This window comes from Streptomyces sp. NBC_00322, from assembly GCF_036147535.1.
Taxonomy (GTDB): Bacteria; Actinomycetota; Actinomycetes; order Streptomycetales; family Streptomycetaceae; genus Streptomyces.
Genome location: NZ_CP108019.1, coordinates 1,551,695 through 1,567,514, shown reverse-complemented (window position 1 = coordinate 1,567,514; position 15,820 = coordinate 1,551,695). Strand labels below are relative to the sequence as shown.

The following is a 15,820-nucleotide window of genomic DNA, read 5'->3' as shown; positions in this document are numbered from 1 at the left end:
CGCTGACCACGGGGCACACGTCAAAGGGGGAAATCTCGTGCGTCTCAACGCAACTCGTACCATCGCAGCACTGGCAACCGCCGTCGCCACATCGGCTCTGGTGATCCCAGCGGCGAGTCCTGCGACCGCCGCGACCTCTTCGCCCGCTGCGACCTCTTCGTCCGCCGAGGTCGTCGCGGACAGCATCGACGCCACGTGCAGGAGTCACAGCCGCACGTACATCGTTCGCACGTACTACCGGGGTCCGGGTAAGTACACACTGCGCTGCGGTACCTCGACGTGGGGCTGGAAGCACATCAAGGCGCGTCATGGCTGGAACAGCACGATGGACAGGAAGATCAGCGCCGCCATCTGGTCCGGGCGTCCCAACGGTCGCGGCGGCTACTCCACCTACACCAACACGTGCCCCAGCATTGAAAAGTTCCGCACCATCATCGGCACCCCGGCCGGTACCAACGATCTCCTCACCGCGTACAAGGTCACCACTCGCGCCGCTGCCAAGTGTTAGCGGCGATGTGCGGGAGCCTGTTCCCCACTGGGTGAGGCGAAAGGGCGGGTGGTGTGCATGCCGGCACAGACTCCGGCTGAGCGTGCTCTGGCGCGCTCATACACCACAGGTGACGGGCAGATCACCTTCCACATCTCCGATCTGTCGGTCGATCATCACGCGGACCGCAGTGTGACGTTGACGTACTGGCTCACCGCGGTGGGCCGAGGTCACCAGGACGAGCGTTGGGTGTTCACGCTGCCGTGGGACGACAAGTCCTTTGCGGATGTGTTCACCTCCACCGCCCCGGATCCGGATCGCCTCAGGCAACTCGTGCATCTGGTCCATGCCCTGCTGGAAGAGTGGTGGGACACCAAGGAGCACGATCGGCGGTCGGCGAAGATGGGGCGCCGGCTGCCCTGAGTCGCCGCTGCTCCTCGACGTGGCCAAGTACCTCAGGCGCCTGTGGTGAGACTGCCGACCTGCCGGTCGTGGCCGCCGCGCGGCGCCGGGCGCCGCTGCCCACGACGGCGCAGTACGTAGCCGGTGAGCACCACACCGGCTGCGACCGCGTACACCCAGGTCCCCATGCTCTGCGGGTCGGCGTCCGACCTCACGGTGACGTACTTGGCCGCGCCCGCGACCGCGACCGCGAGCCACTCCCACCGTCCGTCCAGCGCCACCAGCGCGGCCAGCAGCAGCGCGTACCAGGAGTAGCCCGGAGTCAGCAGCAGGAAGGCCCATCCGGTGACCAGCAGGGCGCCGCTCCACGGGCGTTCGGGATCGCCACGCAGCAGGACGTGGGCGGTGACCGCCAGCATCGCCACGATCACGGCGGGCAGCGCCCAGTCGTCCGGCAGCACAAGCCGCAGCAGGGCGTAGCGGTTGCGGGCCGAGGGATCGTCGTAGCCCTCCTCCTCCGTATAGCCGCTGAGATAGCCGAGCACCGAGCTGTTGGAGGCCAGGACGTACGGCAGATACGTCAGCGCGACCACACTGGCCGCGGGCAGCAGGACCGCAGCCGCGTCCCGGACCCGCCGCACCCCGGACAGGGCGCCCGGCAGCACCACGGCCGGCAGCAGCTTGGTCACGATCGCTGCGCCGAGCAGTGCCCCGCCCGCGATGCGGCGCCGCATCAGTACTCCCAGGCCCACCACGGTCAGCAGCGCCCCGAGCACATCGGCATGCGCGTTGTTCACCGCTTCGATGGGCACGATCGGGCACCACGCCCAGTACGCCGCACTGCGGGGGTCGCCGCGCCTGCGCAGGACGAGCAGCAGCGCCGCCGTGGTGCCCAGCGACAGCGCCACACCGCCGGTCTGCAGTGCCTTGTGCCGTGAACCGTCCGGCGCGAGGGAGTCGACGAGCAGGAAGTACCCCTCCGCCACCGGCGGGTAGATGGTGTGCACCTGCGGCCGGTTGATCCGTGTGCAATGCACCTCGCCTTCCGGCCCGCCGATGCGTACCAGGTCCGGCCCGGCGCACGCGGCCCCGCTCGGGAACAGCCAGTCGTCACGCAGGCCGCCCAGCGCGGGATCGGCCGGGGCGTGGTCGTACGGCGAGATGCCTGCCGCCTGCACCCTGCCGTCCCAGGCATAGCGGTACGAGTCCGTACTGGTGCGCGGGGGAGCCAGCAGCCCGGTCGCGGCGACCGCGACACCGCCGGCGATCACCAGGACCACGGCCTGGCGCACCGGCGCCTTGCGCACCGCGAAGACCGCCGCGGCGAACAGCGCCCAGCAGGCGGCGTACCACCAGGAAAGACCGATGGAGTCGGTGAAATAGCCGTCCTTGAGGACGGTCAGCGCGAGTGCGGCCGTCAGGGCCGCCAGGAGGACGCCGGCGGTGAGCGTACGCGGGTTGATCACAGCCTCAGCCTGACACCGGGAAGGGAGCCGGACGCCGCGCCACCTCCTGATGTCCGCATTCCGTAAGGTGTCACGCCGCCCCACGGGCGCCCTGGTGGGGGTCTCATGGAAGACATGAAGATCAAGCCGCCCCGACTGCCCAGACTGTCCGCGCCCCCCTTGCCGTCCTTCTCGGGCAAGCTGCACGATGCCCGCACGGCAACCTCGATCGGCCGCTGGCTGGGCCTGGCGATCGCCGTGTGCTTTGTGACCGGCGTGATCAGCCACTACCTCCAGCACCCGCCGGACTATCTCGTGAACGTCCTGCCGAGCCGTCCGTCCTGGGGCTACCGGGTGACGCAGGGGCTGCATGTGGCGAGCGGCATCGCGGCGATCCCGCTGCTGTTCGCCAAGCTGTGGGCCGTGTATCCCCGGCTGTTCGTGTGGCCCGCGCTGACGTCGGTGCGCCATGCGCTGGAGCGTCTTTCGGTGGCGGTCCTGGTCGCCGCGGGCGTCTTCGAGCTGTTCACCGGACTGCTCAACACCGTCCAGTGGTACCCGTGGCCGTTCTCCTTCGTCCCGGTCCACTTCGCCGTGGCATGGCTGCTGTTCGGCGCGCTGATCCTGCACATCGCGGTCAAGTACCCGGAGATCAGAGCGCATTGGACCAGCCGCTCACCGGGCACGCTCGAACTGCCGGTGGCGGAGGGGCCCGACCGGCGCTCCCTGCTGAGGGGCATCGCGGCGGCGGTCGGCGCGGTCACGCTGACGACCGTCGGCCAGTCCTTCACTCCTCTGGGGCGCTTCGACCTGCTCGCGCCGAGACATCCCGACCACGGCACGCAGGGGCTGCCCGTCAACCGCCTGGCATCCACCGCGGGGGTGACGGCCCTGACCGTCGCCGACTGGCGGCTGACCGTGGTCGGCAAGCGCAGTTACGAACTCACCCTCGACGAACTCGGGGCGCTGCCCCAGACAACCGTCACTCTTCCGATCGCCTGCGTGGAGGGCTGGAGCAAGTCGGCCGAGTGGACCGGCGTCCGCGTACGGGACCTGCTTGAGCGCGCCGGAGCCCGGCCCGGCACGGCGGTACGGGTCGTGTCGATGGAGCGGCGCGGCGCCTACCGCGTGATGGAGATGGGCGCCGACTACGCCGACGATCCGCTCAGCCTGCTCGCCCTGCGCCTGGGCGGCCAGGTGCTCTCGCTCGACCACGGCTTCCCGGCGCGGATCATCGCCCCGAACCGGCCCGGCGTGCTGCAGACCAAGTGGGTCTCCCGGATGGAGGTCATCTGATGCGGATCGTGACAGGTGCGCTGGGCCTCGCCCTGATGACCGTCGGCGCGGTACTGCTGCTGACGGGCGGACAGCTGAAGGACGTGGCGCTGTGGCTGGCGGGCGCGATCGTCCTGCACGACGGGATCGTCGCCCCGCTGGTCCTCGGCGTGGGCCTGCTCCTCGCGGCGGTCCCGGCGCGCGGAACGGTCCGGGGCGCGCTGATCGTGGCGGGCTGCCTGACGGTGGTCGCCCTGCCGGTCCTGCTGCGGCCGGGAACGCCGAAGAACCCGACCGTGCTGCCGCTGGACTACGTACGCAACTGGCTGCTGGCGCTCGCGGCGGTCGCGGTGCTCACGGGGGTGCTGCTGGCGGCGCGGTGGATCAGGCGGCGGGTGCCGCGGCGTTGAACTCTTGGCGAACGCATCGGCCCGGACGGTCGGTGACCGTGTCCGCCTGGGCATAGTGAAACCGAGTGCCCGTCCGTGGGGTACAAGGGGGACGCGGTCATGGTCAGGTTCGTACACAAACAGTTGGCGTACGCCCTGGTGATAGGGGTCTCGGGGCTGATCGCCGCGACGGTCGGCGTCGCGGTGAACGGCCCCGTCAGACTGCCCGGTTGGTGGTTCGCCGCGGCGATTGCGGCCTGGGGCGTCTTCTGGGGGGTCGTCTCCACGAGCGGTCTGCTGAAGGAGGGCGACCTCCCGCTGTTCCGGGCCGCAGTCCCGATCGCGGACCCGGCCAGGGCGCTGTCCGCCCCGGCACAGGTCCGGTTGTGGCTGATCAGGACCTACGTAATGAGGCTTGCCCTCTGGCTCCCGCTGGGCACGGCACTGGCCGTCTACGAACCGCTGGTCGTGACGTTCAACCTCGTCTGGGCGGTGGACCCGCTGATGCGGGCCGAACGGGCGGCCCGCTGGGAGCGCCGGCACCGAGTGCTGCTGTGGCAGGGGGCCGTGGACCAGCCGGAACAGCCGGTCCCCGCGGGCCAGCCGCCGGTCTTCACGACACCCCGTCTCACATCAATCCGCGTCGGCGTCTGAGGCTTCATCGGCCCAATTGCTCTGCGCGGCGCAGCGCCACGAACGCGCGCCCGGCCACCGTCCAGAGCTCCGCCCGGTCCGCAGCCCAGCCCGCCGATTCCGCGTAGTCGAGGAGCGCCGGTGTGCCCACCCGGGCCCAGGGGAACGCCGAGCCCTGCGCACTGCCGTCATAGACCCGCACCTGCACGCGCTCGTCGACATCGTGCGGCGCGGTCTCGGCCAGCAGCACGCCGTCATGGGCGACCAGATCCGCCACCCGGGAGAGCAGCACCCAGGGGTCTCCGCCGATGCCGATATTGCCGTCCATGAGCAGAGCGGTGCCCCAACTCCCCTCAAGGGGAAGCGGATCGAAGACCGAACGGTGCAGCGCACTTCCGCCGAGCCGCAGCGTGCGGGCCACCGCCTCGGGGCTGACGTCGATGCCGAGCGTCGGCTGCCCCAGCGCGGCCATCGCCGCGACCAGACGGCCGGGCCCGCAGCCGATGTCGAGCACCGGACCCCGGCAGCGCTCCAGCACAGTCAGATCGGCGTCGTCCGGATCGGCGCACCACCGCTCGACCTCCAGGGGGAGCAGCCAGCCGTCGGGGCGGCGCAGAAACAGCGGGCCCCGGCCCGTGCGCAGGGCGTCGGTGTACGGATCGGCCTGCCAGGCGGGCGCGGTCATCGCGCCCCGGCCCTGGCGAGCGCGGCCATCGCCGCGGCGAACCGGCCGTGCGGAGCCTGGGCCGCGACCAGACGGGCATCGTCCGCTGTGTCCACATCCCGCAGCACGGGCAGTTGACGCACCGCGAGACCGGCACGCAGGAGCCGGTGCCGCTGTATCGCGCCGGTCTCCGGCACGGACATCGGCACGCCTCGCAGCAGCGAGGGATCCGGCTCGGCCAGGCCCAGCGCCCAGAATCCGCCGTCGTCGGCCGGACCGAAGGTTGCCTCACCCTCGCTCAACTCCAGTCCGGTGCTGAGGAGTTCGACGGTGAGCTGCGGTGTGTCCATGCCGACGAGCAGCGCGGGCCCCTCGCAGAGCCCGAAGGCGTGCGCCAGCCGTTCGTCGAGTCCGCCCGGACACTGCGGCACGACCTCGAAACCGACGGGCAGCCAGTCGCCGGGTGCTCCGTCGAGCACCAGAACCCGGCGGCGTGCGGGAGTGGCCAGCACGACATCCAGGGTGTCGGCGAGCGAGGCCTCGGCGAGCCGGGCCGCCTCGTCGGGGGAGTACGCGGGACAGAGCCGGGTCTTGACCCGCCCGGGTACGGGGGCCTTGGCGATGACGAGCAGCGTGCCGGGCCGCTCCTCCCGGGCGGGGGACGTGTGGGGCGCGGTCACCGGGCCGTCGGACGGCCCGGGCAGCCCGGTGCCGTGCTGCGCACCCCGGTCACGGTCGCCCGTGGTGTCCGCGGTAACCGTGGTCTCCGCCCACCGTGCGCGCACCGCGACGCCCGTCGCCGTCGGCCTGTCCGGCGACGGTGTGCCGACGTCGGCGCGCTCCTCGGCGCGTTCACCGCTCATCGCACACCACCCATGACGCCGACCCGGCCCGCGGGCCGCTCCGCCAGAACCGCCCGCATGTCCTGGACTGCCTGCCAGGTGCCCCGCCACGTGCCCGTCACCTTCGACCTTCCCGATCTCGGCAGATACGGGACGTCCACCTCCGTCACCCGCCAGCCCGCGTCCGCCGCGCGGACCACCATCTGGAGCGGATAGCCGCTGCGGCGGTCCGTCAGGTCGAGGGCCAGCAGCTCCTCGCGGCGCGCCGCCCGCAGCGGGCCCAGGTCGTGCAGTCGCAGACCGGAGCGTCGGCGCAGCATCCGCGCCAGCGCCAGATTCCCGGCCCGGGCGTGCGGCGGCCAGGCCCCGGGCCCCTGCGGCCGACGCCGCCCCAGTACCAAGTCGGTCTCGCCGTCGGCGACTTGGCGTACGAAATCGACCAGCAGCCCCGGGTCCAGCGAGGCGTCGCAGTCGCAGAAGCACACGTACTCCGCCTCCGCCGCCCGCAGCCCGGCATGGCACGCGGCCCCGAACCCGCGCCGCCCCTCGTGCACGACGGTCGCCCCCAGGTCGCGGGCGATCCGGTCGGAGCCGTCCGTCGAGCCGTTGTCGACCACGATCGCGCGCCATCCGGCCGGGATCCGGCTCAGCACCCAGGGCAGCGCCTCCGCCTCGTCGAGGCAGGGAAGGATCACATCGACCGTCATGACGCCGTACCCCGCAGCCCGCTCGCGGCGAACTCCGCCATGCCCTGGGCGAAGCCGATCCGCGGTTTCCAGCCCAGTTCGGCCCGCAGCCGCCGGGAGTCCGCGGTGATGTGCCGTACGTCGCCGAGCCGGAACTCCCCGGTGACCACCGGCGCGGGACCGCCGTGGGCGGACGCGAGCGCGTCCGCCATCTCGCCGACGCTGTGCGAGGTCCCGCTGCCGGTGTTGTACGCGGTGAGCACACCCGGCTCCCGGCCGCGCAGGGCCTCCAGGGCGATCGCGTTCGCGTCCGCGACGTCCCGTACATGGACGAAGTCCCGCCGCTGCCGCCCGTCCTCGAAGACCTGCGGCGCCTCCCCCCGTTCGAGAGCGGACCGGAAGAAGGAGGCAACGCCCGCGTACGGGGTATCGCGCGGCATCCCCGGCCCGTACACATTGTGGTAGCGCAGGGCGACGGCCCGGCCGCCCGTCGCCCTGGCCCAGGCCGCGGCCAGATGCTCCTGGGCCAGCTTGGTCGTCGCGTACACATTGCGCGGGTCCGTCGGCGCGTCCTCGCCCACCAGGCCCGACGTCAGCTCGGCGCCGCACTCGGGGCACAGAGGCTCGAAGCGCCCGGCCTCGAGATCGCCCGTGGCCCGCGGGCCCGGGCGGACCCGGCCGTGGCGCGGGCAGTCGTAGCGGCCCTCGCCGTAGACCACCATCGAGCCGGCCAGCACCAGTTCGGGCACACCGGCCTCGGCCATCGCCGCAAGGAGCACGGCCGTGCCGAGGTCGTTGCAGCCGACGTACTCCGGTGCGTCCGCGAAGTCCTTGCCGAGGCCGACCATCGCCGCCTGGTGACAGACGGAGTCGACGCCGCGCAGCGCCCGCGCCAGCAGCTCCCGGTCCCGTACGTCCCCGAGAATCCATTCGGCGTCGGGCAGCGGCGGGGGTTCGGGATGGGCCGCCGGGAGCAGGGCGTCGAGCACGACCGGGTCATGGCCGCGGGCGGCGAGAGCCGCGACGACCTGCGAGCCGATGAAGCCCGCGCCTCCTGTGACAAGTACACGCATACTGGCGACGCTACGGCCGACAAGCGCACTGATCGCCTTTGCGCGCCGTGCCGTCACAGGTCCGTAAGGACTTCCCTACGCCGTCAGGGGGAGCTGACCCCGACGTCCGGAACGGCCCGCCGATACGCTGCCCGCCCCGTTTCCGCGCGGCCGTCACCCCAGATCGAAGGCGTTGCGCAGCCCCAGCCGGTAGCGGGTGCGGTCGTGACGCTTCATCAGTTCGATCTCCGGGGCGCGGAAGAGCGGCTTCACCGTGCAGCGGGAGGCCGCCGAACCGGTCCTGTCCAGCAGGGCGTTGACCGCCGCGCGGGCCGAGGCGTTGGCGCCCTCCATCGTCGCCAGGTCGATGTCGACGGCGACATAGTCCCCGGCCAGGAAGAAGTTGGGGATCGCGGTGGCGGCCTTCGGGCGGTTGTGGAAGGTGCCGGCCGGGTGGATCAGGAGCTCGTCCTGATTGGTCGGGTTGGGAGTCCCGAGGCCGTCCACGCCAGGGTCGAGGAACCACGAGTGCAGGGCGCTGTCCTTGAGCACCGTGCGACCCGTGTCATTGACGGCCGCCTTGAGCTGGGCCCATACCTCCCTCGCGACCTCGGTACGGGTGCACTGCTTGGCGGTCTTCCCGTACAGGATGCCGGTCCTGTCCCATTCGGAGATGTCCACCGACAGACAGTCGACCGCGACGCCGTCGCCGTAGTCGGCGGGGAAGTCGCGGGACGGCCAGTGACCGGCCTGCTGAATAGCCGTCAGGGACCAGGGAGAGTCGATGCAGTTGAGGTGGCCCTGCAACAGCGGCGCCTTCTCGGTGAGATAGAACTGGATGCCCGTCATCCAGTCCGTCTCCAGCTTGTCGCACCGGGCCAGCTGGGGGTCGGCCGCGCGCATTTCGACTCCCCAGGTCCGGCGTGCGTGCTCGACCGGCATCGCGGAGACGTAGTGGTCCGCGGTGACCGACTGGCGTAACCCCTGCGGGTCCTCGATCACCGCTGCCGTGACCCGCCCGCCGCCGTATTTCACTTCCCGTACCGTCCAGCCGATCCGGAAGTCCACGCCCAGTCCGGTCAGATGGTCCACCCAGGGGTCGATCCACGCCTCATTGGTGGGGGCGTTGAGGATCCGGTCGAGGGGGCCGTCCGCGCCCCGCCCCAGCGCGTTGAAGACGAAGGCCTCAAGGAGCGTGGCGACGGTACGGGTGCTGGCCTCCTCGGCCTTGGTCGCGACGATGTTCCGGGTCAGTCCGACGGCCAGGATGCGCTGGTAGTCGTAACTCATCCGCTCGGCCCGGATGAACTCCCACCAGGGTGTGCGCTCCCAGGCCTGGTCGCGCCGCTCGTCGCAGCTGGTGAGGAAGACCAGGCCGCGGTTCACGAAGTACGCTGTCTCGTGGGCGGGGATGCCCTTGAGCGTGTCCAGCGCGGCGGTCAGCGCGCGGCGGATCTCGTCGAGCGTGAGCTGGGCCGGCTTGTGTCCCGGCCAGGGCAGTGGGATCCGTAAGTCCTCGCGCCCGGTGCGGGCGAACGACATCTCGGGCGGCGCGACCAGGTTGTCCCAGACGCCGTTGGCGTTTCCGGGGAAGGGGATGCGCCTCATCGTGTCCGGCAGATTGTGGTAGATGCCGGGGATGAAGCGGAAGCCGTGCTCGGCGGGCAGCGGACGGCGTGCGCCCTTGGCGCTGTTCGGGACGTCCATGCTGCGGGCCTTGCCGCCGAGCGCCCTGCGCTCGAAGACGGTGACCCGGAATCCGCGTTCGGCCAGCTCGTGCGCGGCGGTCAGTCCGGCGACGCCGCCGCCGAGTACGGCGACCGAGGGCGCGGCCGCGGTGCCGTCCGCGTTCGTCTGTGCGGCTGCCGTGCCTGTGCCCGCCGCGGCCAGTGCGGCCGTGCCGCCGACCGCGGCCGCCCCCGCCATGAAGGTGCGTCGTGTGCTGCCCACCCGATCCATCCCCATCCCCCTTACCGACGGTAACTGTCCGTCCGGCGCAGGAGCATACGGAGATCCCCCATGACCCGGAAGCCACGCGTGGGCCCATTCGTTCAATGGCGGAAAATGGAGTCATGTCCCGACGCAGCTCCCGCCCCGGGCGCGGTTCCGCCCCCGCCCTCACCGACACCTCGCCCTGCCCCTGCGGGCTGCCCGCCAGCTATGGCGAGTGCTGCGGGCGCTTCCACACGGGCGAGGCCACCGCACCCACCGCCGAGCTGCTGATGCGCTCCCGCTACAGCGCCTTCGTCGCCGGGAACGAGACGTATCTGCGGCGTACGTGGCATCCCTCGACCCGGCCGCGGCACTTCGAGATCGACCCCGGGATGCAGTGGACGGGCCTGGAGATCCTGGACACCGAGGAGGGCAGTCCGTTCCATTCGTCCGGCACGGTCACCTTCCGCGCCCGCTTCCGGCACCACGGAAAGCGCGGAGCGCTGCACGAGCGCAGCCGCTTCGAGCGGCACGGCGGCGCCTGGGTGTACGTGGACGGAGACTTCCTGGACTGAGCCGTGAGCGGGAGTTGCCCGGGCGGGTCATGCCCGATCAGGCCCCTGTGGTGGATCCGGGGCGGACGATCATCAGCACCGTCACCGTCGCCCACAGCAGGTTGAACACCCCGGTCGCCATGGCGAGCCGTGCCGAGGCGCCGGAACCGAGATCCGCCAGGACCGCGCTCTGTCCCGGCAGCACCAGCAGCCCGAGGACCGCGGCAGCCAGCGCGGTGAGCACGATCGAGACGATCAGCCAGGTGTCGCCGAGCACATGCAGGCTGTTGGCGGTCGCGAGACCGAAGACCGGCACGACGACGCCGACGAGCGCGTACACCCGGCAGATGCGGTGGAGATTGCGTACGGCTCCGAGAGCTTGCTCGCTCCCGGGCTCGGCCGCCGCACGGCGAACGGCGGCGGGGAAAGCACTCGCGGCGACGGTCACCGGACCGATCGCGATGATCGCCGCCAGGACATGGACGATGAGCAGGAACTTGGTCACGCCGGCAGGCCTTCGGACACGGGGATGGTGCCGCTGGCCCTCCAGACCGTGCCACGGCGCTCGTGGGAGAAGAGCCTCTCGACCTCGTGCGCGATCCGCGGACCGAGCTCCCGCTCCAGCAGATAGAGCGCGAGATCCAGGCCCGAGGTGACGCCCGCGCCGGTCACCAGATCGCCGTCGTCGACGACCCGTGCCTCGACCGCATGGACCCCGGCCCCGGCCAGCGCGTCCAGACCCATGTGATGGGTGGTGGCACGGCGGTCGGCGATCAGTCCCGCCATCGCGAGCAGCATGGAGCCGCCGCACACCGTGCTCATGACCAGCTCGGGCCGCTCGACGGCGGCCTTGAGCAGGCCGGGCAGGGGAGTGTTCAGGCTCCGGCCGAGGATCGCCGGGACGGTGTCCTCGCCCCCGTCGTCCGAGATACGGCCCGCCGCGCCCGGCACCAGGACCAGGTCCGCGCGCTCGGGGTCCAGCACACCGACGGCGCGCAGCGACAGCATGCCCATCCCGCTGGGCACCTCACGCGCGCCCTCGGCGGAGACGAGCTCGACGGTGAGCTCACCGCCGGCGACCATGCCGCCGGCGGTGAGCACTTCGTACGGAGCGATGACGTCCAACGGGTCGAAGCCGTCGAACAGAACGATCTGGGCGAGCATCCAACACCAGTCCTTGTCTGGGGAGGGCGGCCCCCTCCGGGCCGCCGGACTGACGCTATGGAGCGCCGAAGAGACAGGACAGTGGCGTGAACGCCACCTTTCACCGGATTCTCGCCAGGCCCGTGGGCGGCGGCTGACGGCAGCTGAGTGCCGTCTGACGGCACTTGGCCGGAAACCGGGCAGGGCATACGTTATGGCCATGCACACCGTGGCCGTACTCGCACTCGACGGCGTCATCGCCTTCGACCTGTCCACCCCGCTGGAGGTCTTCACCCGCACCCGGCTGCCCGACGGCCGGGCCGCCTACCGGGTCCGCGTCTGTTCTCCGTCACAGGAGGTCGACGCGGGGGCGTTCACGCTGCGCGCGCCCTGGGGTCTCGACGCTCTCGCCGAGGCCGACACGATCATCCTGCCCGGCTGTGCGGATCCGACCGTGCCGGTCCCGCCCGAGGTACTGGACGCCCTGCGCGCGGCGGCCGCCCGTGGTACCCGTATCGCCTCCATCTGCGTGGGCGCCTTCGTGCTCGCGGCCACCGGCCTGCTGGACGGGCTGCGGGCGACCACGCACTGGCTCGGCGCGGCAGCGCTCGCGGCCCTGCACCCCGAGGTCGACGTGGACCCCGATGTGCTCTATGTCGACAACGGTCAGTTCCTGACCTCGGCGGGCGCCGCCGCCGGACTCGATCTGTGTCTGCACATGATCCGCAGGGACCATGGCTCGGCGGTGGCGGCGGACGCGGCCCGCCTGTCGGTGATGCCGCTCGAACGCGAGGGCGGGCAGGCGCAGTTCATCGTCCACGAGCAGCCGCCGAGCCCGGACGGCATGACGCTGGAGCCCCTGCTGCGCTGGATGGAGGAGAACGCCCGCCGCGAACTCACCCTCGGCGAGATCGCCGCACAGGCGGGCATGAGCACCCGCACCCTCAACCGCCGATTCCGCGAGCAGACGGCAACCACGCCGCTGCAGTGGCTGCACCGCGCGCGTATCCGCCAGGCCCAGTATCTGCTGGAGACGACGGCACACTCGGTGGACCGGATCGCGACGCAGGTCGGCTTCGGCTCACCGACGGCCTTCCGCGACCGCTTCAAGCGCCAGGTCGGCACGAGCCCGCAGGCCTACCGCCGCGCGTTCAACCGGAGCCCGGCGTCGTCCGGGGCGTAGGGGCGGGGCGTAGGGGCGGGGTGCCGGGTCAGATTGCTGCGGTTCGCCCGCGGGGCCACCCGCGAGCAGCAACCGCCAACGCCCCCTGGCCCACGCTCACCACGACCCCGGTGACTTCAGAAGCCGCGTGACGGCTTGATGATCAGCCGCGGGTTGTACGCGGCAAGGATCTTGTTGGCCTGAGCCAGCGTGGACAGCGCGTGCTCGCGGTCCGCCTGGTCCTCGCTGCACAGGGGCATGCGGAACCGGTTGACCTCGCGTACGGCGCACTCGGCGTCGACCTCTGCCTGCAGGATGTCGATCGGCATGCAGGACCCGATCAGCGCGGCGACGCGATCCGGGATCGGTACGGGTACGAGGGGTGACGCGGTCACGTGTAGTCCTTCTCTTCTTCTCTGTCGGGCGCCGGAGGCCGGCGCCCACCCCTTCATACGTACCGGACGGGCTTCCGCGTTCGTCGTCGGGGATGTCACTGTGCGGCAACCGTTTCGGATCACCCGCTGATTGCATCGTCAGGGACGACGGTGTGGTGCCAGAAGCGCGCGACTCGCGCGGCCGGCCGCCTCCGGCAGCGCCGCCGACACACTTTACGCGAACGTCGGCCAGGTACCCCACTCGCTCGTCGCGGGGACGCAACGGCGACGAGCGGCCGGTCACGGCCGACGCCTTCGCGGCCCAAGTGACCCCTGTGGCCAAGGTGTTGATCATTGCGGGCCTCGAGCCCGGTGGCCGAATCGCGATCATGCCCCGGACCAGGTACGAGTGGGCCGGGCCGGACTTCGCGGTCCGGGCGGCGGGCGGCCGGAGCCTGCCCAACGACGCCGGCTCGTCGCCGGATCGGATCGAATGGATCGTGCGGAGCAGTGGTACACGTCACCTGATCGCCACGAGCGCGGAGCACGCCGAGGCGGTCGCGACGGCCACGCGCAGGCTGAGTGAACGACCGCCTCAGGGCGCTGAAAACACCTCGGACAGGTCGTAGCGCACCGGCTCCTCCAACTGCGCGTACGTGCAGTCGGCGGGCTCGCGGTCCGGCCGCCAGCGGCGGAACTGCGCGGTGTGCCGGAACCGGTCGCCCTCCATGTGGTCGTACGCGACCTCGACGACCCGCTCGGGCCGCAGCGCCACCCACGAGAGATCCTTCTTGCCCGTCCAGCGGCTCTGCGCGCCGGGTAGCCGGGCGCTTTCGTGGGCGCTCTCCTCCGCCCACGCCGCCCACGGATGGCCCTCCGGCGGATCCATCCGCAGCGGCTCCAGCTCCTCGATCAGTTCCTCGCGCACTTTCATGGAGAACGCCGCGCAGACGCCGACGTGCTGCAGTGCGCCCGATGCGTCATGGAGGCCGAGGAGCAGCGAGCCGACGATCGGTCCGCTCTTGTGGAAGCGGTAGCCCGCTACGACCACATCCGCCGTCCGCTCGTGCTTGATCTTGAACATCAGCCGGGAGTCCGGCCGGTACGGCAGATCCAGCGGCTTGGCGACGATCCCGTCGAGCCCCGCGCCCTCGTACCGCTCGAACCACTCCTGCGCCAGCGCGACGTCGGTGGTGGCGGGCGCCAGATGCACGGGCGGTACGGCATCGGCCAGAGCGGCGGCCAGCGTGGTGCGCCGCACCGAGAGCGGGGCGTCCAGCAGGGCCTCGTCACCGAGCGCGAGCAGATCGAAGGCGACGAAGCTCGCGGGCGTCTGCTCGGCGAGCATCCGCACCCGCGAATCGGCCGGGTGAATGCGCTCGGTGAGCTTGTCGAAGTCGAGGCGCCCCTCGTGGGCGATGACGATCTCGCCGTCGACGACACAGCGGACCGGAAGGTTGGCCAGCAGCTCGGCGACCAGCTCGGGGAAGTAGCGGGTGAGCGGTTTGCCGGTCCTGGAGCCGATGACCAGCTCGTCGCCGTCCCGGTGGACGATCGCCCGGAAGCCGTCCCATTTGGCCTCGTACTGCATGCCCGGCGGGATCTTCTTGACCGACTTGGCCAGCATCGGCTTCACGGGCGGCATCACAGGCAGATCCATACGGCGATTGTCCGGTATGCGGGGAATCTCGGCACGGCCTACGCTGGCGGGCATGGCCGGAGCTGTCGAACTGGAAGTGGGGGAGCGGACCGTACGCGTGTCCAATCCCGACAAGATCTACTTCCCCGAGCCCGGCTACACCAAGCTGGACATGGTCCGCTACTACCTCGCCGTCGGCGACGGCATCACCCGCGCCCTGCGCAATCGGCCGACCACCCTGGAGCGCTACCCCGACGGGGTGACCGGCGAGTCGTTCTTCCAGAAACGCGCCCCCAAGTATCTGCCCGACTGGATCCCGACCGCCCACATCACCTTCCCCAGCGGCCGGTCCGCGGACGAGATGTGCCCGACGGAACCCGCCGCCGTGCTGTGGGCGGCCAACCTCGGAGCGGTCACCTTCCACCCCTGGCCCGTACGCCGCGAGGACACCGACCACCCCGACGAACTGCGGATCGACCTCGACCCGCAGCCCGGCACCGACTACGCCGACGCCGTGCGCGCCGCCCACGAACTGCGCGCCGTGCTGGACGAGGCCGGCCTGCGCGGCTGGCCCAAGACGTCGGGCGGACGCGGGATCCATGTCTTCGTACCGATCGAGCCGCTGTGGACCTTCACCCAGGTCCGGCGGGCCGCGATCGCCGTGGGCCGGCAGTTGGAGCGCCGTATGCCGGACCGGGTGACCATCAAGTGGTGGAAGGAGGAGCGGGGCGAGCGGATCTTCGTCGACTACAACCAGACAGCCCGGGACCGCACCATCGCCTCCGCCTACTCCGTGCGGCCGCGCCCGCTCGCCCCGGTCTCCGCGCCGCTGCGCTGGGAGGAGATCGACGACGCCGTGCCGCAGGACTTCGACATCAGGACGATGCCCGCGCGGTACATGGAGGTCGGCGATGTGCACGCGGACATGGACGACCACCGGTTCAGTCTGGAGAGTCTGCTGGAGGTGGCCCGAAAGGACGAGGCGGAGCACGGCCTCGGCGATCTGCCTTACCCGCCGGAGTATCCGAAGATGCCGGGCGAGCCCAAGCGCGTACAGCCCAGCAGGGCCCGGCACGACGACGCCTGAGCGCGCCGCGCCGGGCCCCTCGGCGAGGGCGTGTTTGAGAAGTAGCGCCGTCCG

At 71.3% G+C, this 15,820-nt stretch carries 19 protein-coding genes; 9 read left to right on the top strand and 10 right to left on the bottom strand.

Features of this window, described 5'->3' with window-relative positions; genetic code table 11:
• Positions 1-37 precede the first annotated feature (37 nt).
• Together OG905_RS07080 and OG905_RS07075 are read left to right on the top strand one after the other, a co-directional pair.
• On the top strand, positions 38-508 hold the full coding sequence (locus tag OG905_RS07080) for a hypothetical protein (protein WP_328666776.1): 471 nt from the start codon (positions 38-40) through the stop codon (positions 506-508).
• Between the two features lie 57 nt (positions 509-565).
• Positions 566-910, top strand: a complete 345-nt coding sequence (locus OG905_RS07075) for a hypothetical protein (RefSeq protein WP_328666775.1) — start codon at positions 566-568, stop codon at positions 908-910.
• A 32-nt stretch (positions 911-942) separates the two neighbouring features.
• On the opposite strand, the gene OG905_RS07070 is transcribed toward OG905_RS07075, so the two are convergent.
• A complete protein-coding gene (locus OG905_RS07070) occupies positions 943-2,355 on the bottom strand; it encodes a glycosyltransferase family 87 protein (RefSeq protein ID WP_328666774.1) in 1,413 nt (470 codons plus the stop codon).
• A 114-nt stretch (positions 2,356-2,469) separates the two neighbouring features.
• Here OG905_RS07070 and OG905_RS07065 point away from each other — a divergent pair, with 114 nt between their 5' ends.
• The 3 genes from OG905_RS07065 (at position 2,470) to OG905_RS07055 (ending at position 4,652) form a co-directional block, all read left to right on the top strand.
• On the top strand, positions 2,470-3,630 hold the full coding sequence (locus OG905_RS07065; RefSeq protein ID WP_328666773.1) for a molybdopterin-dependent oxidoreductase: 1,161 nt from the start codon (positions 2,470-2,472) through the stop codon (positions 3,628-3,630).
• Complete coding sequence (locus tag OG905_RS07060; RefSeq protein ID WP_266483345.1) at positions 3,630-4,019, top strand: hypothetical protein; 390 nt, start codon at positions 3,630-3,632, stop codon at positions 4,017-4,019. Before OG905_RS07065 ends, OG905_RS07060 begins: the two co-directional genes overlap by 1 nt.
• A gap of 99 nt (positions 4,020-4,118) precedes the next feature.
• A complete protein-coding gene (locus tag OG905_RS07055) occupies positions 4,119-4,652 on the top strand; it encodes a hypothetical protein (protein WP_328666771.1) in 534 nt (177 codons plus the stop codon).
• Positions 4,653-4,656: 4 nt separating this feature from the next.
• Here OG905_RS07055 and OG905_RS07050 read toward each other — a convergent pair whose 3' ends face one another.
• From OG905_RS07050 to OG905_RS07030, 5 genes are all read right to left on the bottom strand, one after another.
• Positions 4,657-5,316 carry a class I SAM-dependent methyltransferase gene (locus OG905_RS07050; protein WP_328666769.1) on the bottom strand — a complete coding sequence of 220 codons (660 nt, stop codon included), beginning with the start codon at positions 5,314-5,316 and terminating at the stop codon, positions 4,657-4,659.
• The gene (locus tag OG905_RS07045; protein ID WP_328682088.1) at positions 5,313-5,975 is read right to left on the bottom strand and encodes a TIGR04282 family arsenosugar biosynthesis glycosyltransferase; all 663 of its coding nucleotides are present in this window, start codon (positions 5,973-5,975) and stop codon (positions 5,313-5,315) included. The genes OG905_RS07050 and OG905_RS07045 overlap by 4 nt, the downstream gene beginning before the upstream one ends.
• Before the next feature lie 179 nt (positions 5,976-6,154).
• Positions 6,155-6,844 (bottom strand): glycosyltransferase family 2 protein, encoded by a 690-nt coding sequence (locus OG905_RS07040; RefSeq protein ID WP_328666768.1) that lies wholly within the window; start codon positions 6,842-6,844, stop codon positions 6,155-6,157.
• Positions 6,841-7,896: an NAD-dependent epimerase/dehydratase family protein gene (locus OG905_RS07035; protein ID WP_328666766.1), complete on the bottom strand. Its 1,056-nt coding sequence runs from the start codon at positions 7,894-7,896 to the stop codon at positions 6,841-6,843. Before OG905_RS07035 ends, OG905_RS07040 begins: the two co-directional genes overlap by 4 nt.
• A gap of 153 nt (positions 7,897-8,049) precedes the next feature.
• Positions 8,050-9,834, bottom strand: coding sequence for a hydroxysqualene dehydroxylase (locus OG905_RS07030; RefSeq protein WP_328666764.1), 1,785 nt, complete (start codon positions 9,832-9,834; stop codon positions 8,050-8,052).
• 113 nt (positions 9,835-9,947) lie between these two features.
• On the opposite strand from OG905_RS07030, the gene OG905_RS07025 reads away from it, so the two are divergent.
• A complete protein-coding gene (locus OG905_RS07025) occupies positions 9,948-10,382 on the top strand; it encodes a YchJ family protein (RefSeq protein ID WP_328666763.1) in 435 nt (144 codons plus the stop codon).
• A 37-nt stretch (positions 10,383-10,419) separates the two neighbouring features.
• On the opposite strand, the gene OG905_RS07020 is transcribed toward OG905_RS07025, so the two are convergent.
• On the bottom strand, positions 10,420-10,866 hold the full coding sequence (locus OG905_RS07020) for a hypothetical protein (RefSeq protein WP_328666762.1): 447 nt from the start codon (positions 10,864-10,866) through the stop codon (positions 10,420-10,422).
• Positions 10,863-11,525, bottom strand: coding sequence for a DJ-1/PfpI family protein (locus OG905_RS07015; protein WP_328666761.1), 663 nt, complete (start codon positions 11,523-11,525; stop codon positions 10,863-10,865). Before OG905_RS07015 ends, OG905_RS07020 begins: the two co-directional genes overlap by 4 nt.
• A gap of 199 nt (positions 11,526-11,724) precedes the next feature.
• On the opposite strand from OG905_RS07015, the gene OG905_RS07010 reads away from it, so the two are divergent.
• The gene (locus OG905_RS07010; RefSeq protein ID WP_328666760.1) at positions 11,725-12,687 is read left to right on the top strand and encodes a GlxA family transcriptional regulator; all 963 of its coding nucleotides are present in this window, start codon (positions 11,725-11,727) and stop codon (positions 12,685-12,687) included.
• Positions 12,688-12,803: 116 nt separating this feature from the next.
• Here the strand turns inward: OG905_RS07010 and OG905_RS07005 are convergent, their stop codons facing one another.
• A complete protein-coding gene (locus OG905_RS07005) occupies positions 12,804-13,061 on the bottom strand; it encodes a hypothetical protein (RefSeq protein ID WP_328666759.1) in 258 nt (85 codons plus the stop codon).
• A gap of 92 nt (positions 13,062-13,153) precedes the next feature.
• Here OG905_RS07005 and OG905_RS07000 point away from each other — a divergent pair, with 92 nt between their 5' ends.
• Positions 13,154-13,669, top strand: coding sequence for an AMP-binding protein (locus OG905_RS07000; protein ID WP_328666758.1), 516 nt, complete (start codon positions 13,154-13,156; stop codon positions 13,667-13,669).
• On the opposite strand, the gene OG905_RS06995 is transcribed toward OG905_RS07000, so the two are convergent.
• Complete coding sequence (locus OG905_RS06995; RefSeq protein ID WP_328666756.1) at positions 13,636-14,700, bottom strand: ATP-dependent DNA ligase; 1,065 nt, start codon at positions 14,698-14,700, stop codon at positions 13,636-13,638. The genes OG905_RS07000 and OG905_RS06995 overlap by 34 nt on opposite strands.
• 52 nt (positions 14,701-14,752) lie before the next feature.
• On the opposite strand from OG905_RS06995, the gene ligD reads away from it, so the two are divergent.
• Positions 14,753-15,766, top strand: a complete 1,014-nt coding sequence (gene ligD, locus OG905_RS06990; RefSeq protein WP_328666753.1) for a non-homologous end-joining DNA ligase — start codon at positions 14,753-14,755, stop codon at positions 15,764-15,766.
• The last annotated feature ends 54 nt before the right edge of the window (positions 15,767-15,820 follow it).